This is a genomic window from Sphingobacterium sp. T2 (assembly GCF_000814685.1).
In the GTDB taxonomy this organism is placed as follows: Bacteria; Bacteroidota; Bacteroidia; order Sphingobacteriales; family Sphingobacteriaceae; genus Sphingobacterium; species Sphingobacterium thermophilum.
The window spans coordinates 1-4,299 of the sequence record NZ_JXAC01000053.1; the positions used below are offsets into that span (position 1 = coordinate 1).

The 4,299-nt window shown below is 44.6% G+C and carries 1 protein-coding gene and 2 pseudogenes; 2 read left to right on the top strand and 1 reads right to left on the bottom strand.

What is annotated here, in order from left to right; translation table 11 throughout:
• Both dnaE and trxA read left to right on the top strand, forming a co-directional pair.
• A pseudogene (gene dnaE, locus SD31_RS21170) lies at positions 1 to 3,573 on the top strand (DNA polymerase III subunit alpha); the annotation flags it as partial.
• Between the two features lie 95 nt (positions 3,574 to 3,668).
• Positions 3,669 to 3,986 (top strand): thioredoxin, encoded by a 318-nt coding sequence (gene trxA, locus SD31_RS04615; protein ID WP_039053280.1) that lies wholly within the window; start codon positions 3,669 to 3,671, stop codon positions 3,984 to 3,986.
• Between the two features lie 64 nt (positions 3,987 to 4,050).
• Here trxA and SD31_RS17060 read toward each other — a convergent pair.
• Positions 4,051 to 4,299 (bottom strand): annotated as a pseudogene (locus SD31_RS17060) (bacillithiol biosynthesis deacetylase BshB1); the annotation flags it as partial.

Sequence of the window (4,299 nt, forward strand, 5' to 3'; positions counted from 1 at the left end):
GGCAAAACACAACATGCCGGCAGTGGCACATGACAGACATGGCAATATGATGGAGCGTTCCATTTCGATCAGCAAGTGTAGGCGCRCAACAAAGATGTGGAAGCAAAAATCAGGAAGCTATTGCCGCCGGTGATGAACCAAAAGGCCAGATTATTAAACCAATCGTGGGATGTGAGTTCTATATCTGCGACGACCGTAAAGATAAAAACCGAAAAGACAATGGCTATCAGGTCGTATTTCTCGCCAAAAATAAAGCTGGATATCATAATCTGGCCAAGATGGCATCCATAGCCTATACCGAAGGGTTCTACTACGTTCCCCGCATCGACCGCTCTGTAGTAGAACAATACAAAGAAAATATTATCGTGCTGTCAGGAAATCTGCAAGGAGAAATTCCCAGCAAGATATTGAATGTCGGTGAAAACCAAGCTGAAGAGGCTTTATTGTGGTGGAAAGAACAATTCGGCGAGGACTTTTACATAGAAATAATGCGTCATGGTCAAGAGGACGAAGACCGCGTCAACGAAACGCTGATAGCTCTTGCCCGTAAACACAATGTCAAAATCGTAGCGACAAACAACACCTATTACGTCAACAAATCCGACGCACATGCTCACGACATCTTACTCTGTGTTAAAGATGGTGAAAAGCTGTCCACACCTATAGGTCGAGGACGTGGCTTCCGCTACGGTCTTCCAAACCAGGAATACTATTTTAAGTCGGCAGAAGAAATGAAAAAAGCCTTCGAAGATTTGCCGGAAGCTATCCTCAACATCCAAGAGATATTAGACAAAGTAGAAATATATTCACTTAACCGGAACATCCTGCTTCCTAAGTTTGATCTTCCGGAAGAGTTTCAACATCCGGAAGATGAGATAGATGGCGGCAAAAGAGGTGAAAATGCCTATCTACGCCACCTCACCTACGAAGGAGCTAAAAGACGGTATAAAGAGATTACCGACGAGATCCGCGAACGTCTGGATTTCGAGCTGGAAACTATCGAACGTACAGGATATCCGGGATACTTCCTCATCGTACAGGACTTTATCTCTGCTGCACGGCGCATGGGAGTATCTGTAGGGCCGGGACGGGGGTCGGCAGCAGGGTCGGCAGTAGCATACTGCTTAGGTATCACTAACCTAGACCCTATCAAGTATGACCTCCTTTTCGAGCGTTTCCTAAATCCGGACCGGGTATCCATGCCCGATATCGATATTGACTTCGACGATGAAGGCCGCAGCCGCGTCATGCAGTATGTGATAGACAAATATGGAGCCTCTCAGGTAGCACAGATCATCACCTACGGAACTATGGCGGCAAAGTCCTCTATCCGTGATACGGGACGTGTGCTGGACCTTCCTCTCGTGGAGACCAACGAGATTGCCAAGCTCATCCCTAACCTGAAGCTGAGCAAAATTTTCTCCATGGAAGAGGAAGCCCTCAAAGAGGTGTTGCGTGCGGAAGAATTGGAAGCAGTCAACAAGCTTAAAGCCTTGGCCGAAGGGGCCGGTCTGGAAGCTGAGACCATCCGCCAGGCACGTGTCTTAGAAGGATCCATGAGAAATACAGGTATACACGCCTGTGGTGTTATTATCACACCGGACGACATCACCAACTTTGTCCCTGTTTCCATCGCTAAAGATTCGGACTTATGGGTGACACAATTTGACAACTCGGTGGTAGAAAGTGCTGGCCTCTTGAAAATGGACTTCCTAGGGCTGAAAACGCTAACCCTCATCAAAGATACTGTAGCCAACGTCAAGCTGCGCCACGGCATAGAGCTGGACCCCGACAACTTCCCTATCGATGATGAGCTCACCTATGAGCTTTTCCAACGCGGTGAAACTGTCGGAATATTCCAGTACGAGTCTCCCGGCATGCAGAAATACATGAAGGAGCTTAAGCCCACAGTCTTCGCCGACCTCATTGCCATGAACGCTCTCTACCGTCCGGGACCTATGGAGTATATTCCTTCCTTCATCCGACGTAAGCACGGCATAGAGCCTATCACCTATGACTTAGAAGCCTGCGAAGAATACCTTAAAGAAACTTACGGTATTACAGTTTATCAAGAGCAGGTAATGCTGCTTTCACAGAAGCTGGCTGGTTTCTCCAAAGGTGATGCCGACGTCTTGCGTAAGGCCATGGGTAAAAAACAAAAAGACCGTATTGGATAAAATGAAACCGAAATTCATCAACCAAGCGGCAGAACGTGGTCACGACCCTAAAATTCTGGAAAAAATATGGACGGACTGGGAGGCCTTTGCGAGTTATGCCTTCAACAAATCCCACTCCACTTGTTATGCATGGGTGGCGTACCAGACAGCATACCTCAAAGCGCACTACCCCGCAGAATATATGGCAGCCGTACTGTCCAACAACATGAACGATATCAAACAGGTGACCTTCTTCATGGAAGAGTGTAGACGCATGGGACTCGAAGTGCTGGGGCCTGATGTCAACGAATCGCACTACAAATTTACAGTAAACGAAAGTGGAGCCATACGTTTCGGAATCGGTGCGGTGAAAGGCGTAGGTGCCGGCGCTGTAGATACCATAGTGCAAAATCGTGAAGAAGGACCTTATAAGTCTATCTTCGACTTTGCTAAACGTATAGATTTACGTGCAGCAAACAAAAAAGCATTTGAATCCCTAGCTTATGCCGGCGGCTTCGACTGCTTCAAAGACACGCACCGAGCTCAATATTTCCATAAAGATGGTGACAATAGCACAGGTATAGAAAAGGCTATAAAATTCGGACATCGCTTCCGCGAAAACGAAAGCTCAGCACAAGCCTCCCTCTTCGGAGGAGGAGCAGCCACATCTCTGCCGGAGCCAGTGCTAGCACCTTGCCAGCCGTGGGGCCTCCTCGAAAAGCTGAAGTACGAAAAGGACGTGATAGGTATATACCTGACCAGTCACCCGCTAGATAACTATAAATTCGAAATCAAAAATTTCTGTCCACATAAAGTGTCAGACCTGCAACTTATCAATAAAGTTAAAGCCGCTGAAGTGGATGAAGAAGTGCTGCTAGACTTCAACAGAATAAAAAACAAAGAAGTCGTAGTGGGAGGCATTATAGCCAGTGCAGCACATAAAGTCTCAAAAGCAGGAAAACCTTTCGGCTCGTTCGTCATAGAAGATTATACCGACTCCTTCGAAATTGCGGTCTTCGGCGAAGATTACGTCAAGTTCAAAGGATACCTTCAGGAAGGCTATTTCGTGCAAATCAAAGGGCTGGTACAGGAACGTTTCCGTCAAGTAGGCAACTGGAGCTTTGAGTTGAAAAGCATACAGCTACTGTCAGACCTGCGCGACAAGTATGCTAAAAGCTTTACCATACAGATAGCCCTACACCAGCTTGATGAAGAAATAATCCATAAAATACATGAGGCAGTGGAAGCTACTACCCCTGAAGGAGAAGTAGCAAACTGTCAGCTCAAATTTATGGTGGTGGATGTTCAAGATAACATTGCCGTGGAAATGCCCGCAAAAACGAAAAAAATTAAAATCACCAATGAGCTGATAGAAACCATTGAAAGCATGGAAGGAGTCAAATATAAATTAAATTGATAGTGTATAAATAATTATTACATTGCAATTACCGTGTAATTACCTCTGAAATAATTATCTTTGTTGAGGAATAAAAATATAAAGAGCGTATAGTTATGGCATTAGAAATTACAGATAGCAACTTTGATGAGCTTGTATTAAAATCAGATAAACCAGTTTTAATTGATTTTTGGGCTGAATGGTGTGGTCCTTGCCGTATGGTAGGTCCTTTAGTTGACGAAATCGCTAAAGAATATGAAGGTAAAGCTGTTGTCGGCAAAGTAAATGTAGACAACAATCCAGATATTTCAGTACGTTACGGTATCAGAAATATTCCTGCTTTATTATTCTTCAAAAACGGAGAAATCGTTGACAAACAAATCGGTGCTGTACCAAAATCAGTACTTACAGCAAAATTAGACAAGCAATTATAAGATTGTAAACGGGATTTAAAAACAAAAAGAGGTATTTTAAAATGAAATCCCTCTTTTTGTTTTTTTATCTTAAGCTGAATAAATCATCAACGCCTAACAGTTTTCGAGCGGTGAAACCTTCCCCGAAGGCAACCTGGATATTTCGTCCGAATTCTCTACCTCGGGCCCTCGTATACTCTAAAAATTCCGGGGTGGAAATATAGGTCTGTGGGCCGTCATCATTATTAGATGCGTTAAACTGTGTCTTATACGCCAAAATCGACTTTTCCTTGATGTCCCAGTAGTCAGATACATCCAAAATGATATCCGGTTG

What these genes read in the sequence shown, in the direction of transcription:
- trxA (WP_039053280.1), top strand. Translation starts at nt 3,669, where the DNA reads ATGGCATTAGAAATTACAGATAGCAACTTTGATGAGCTTGTATTAAAA.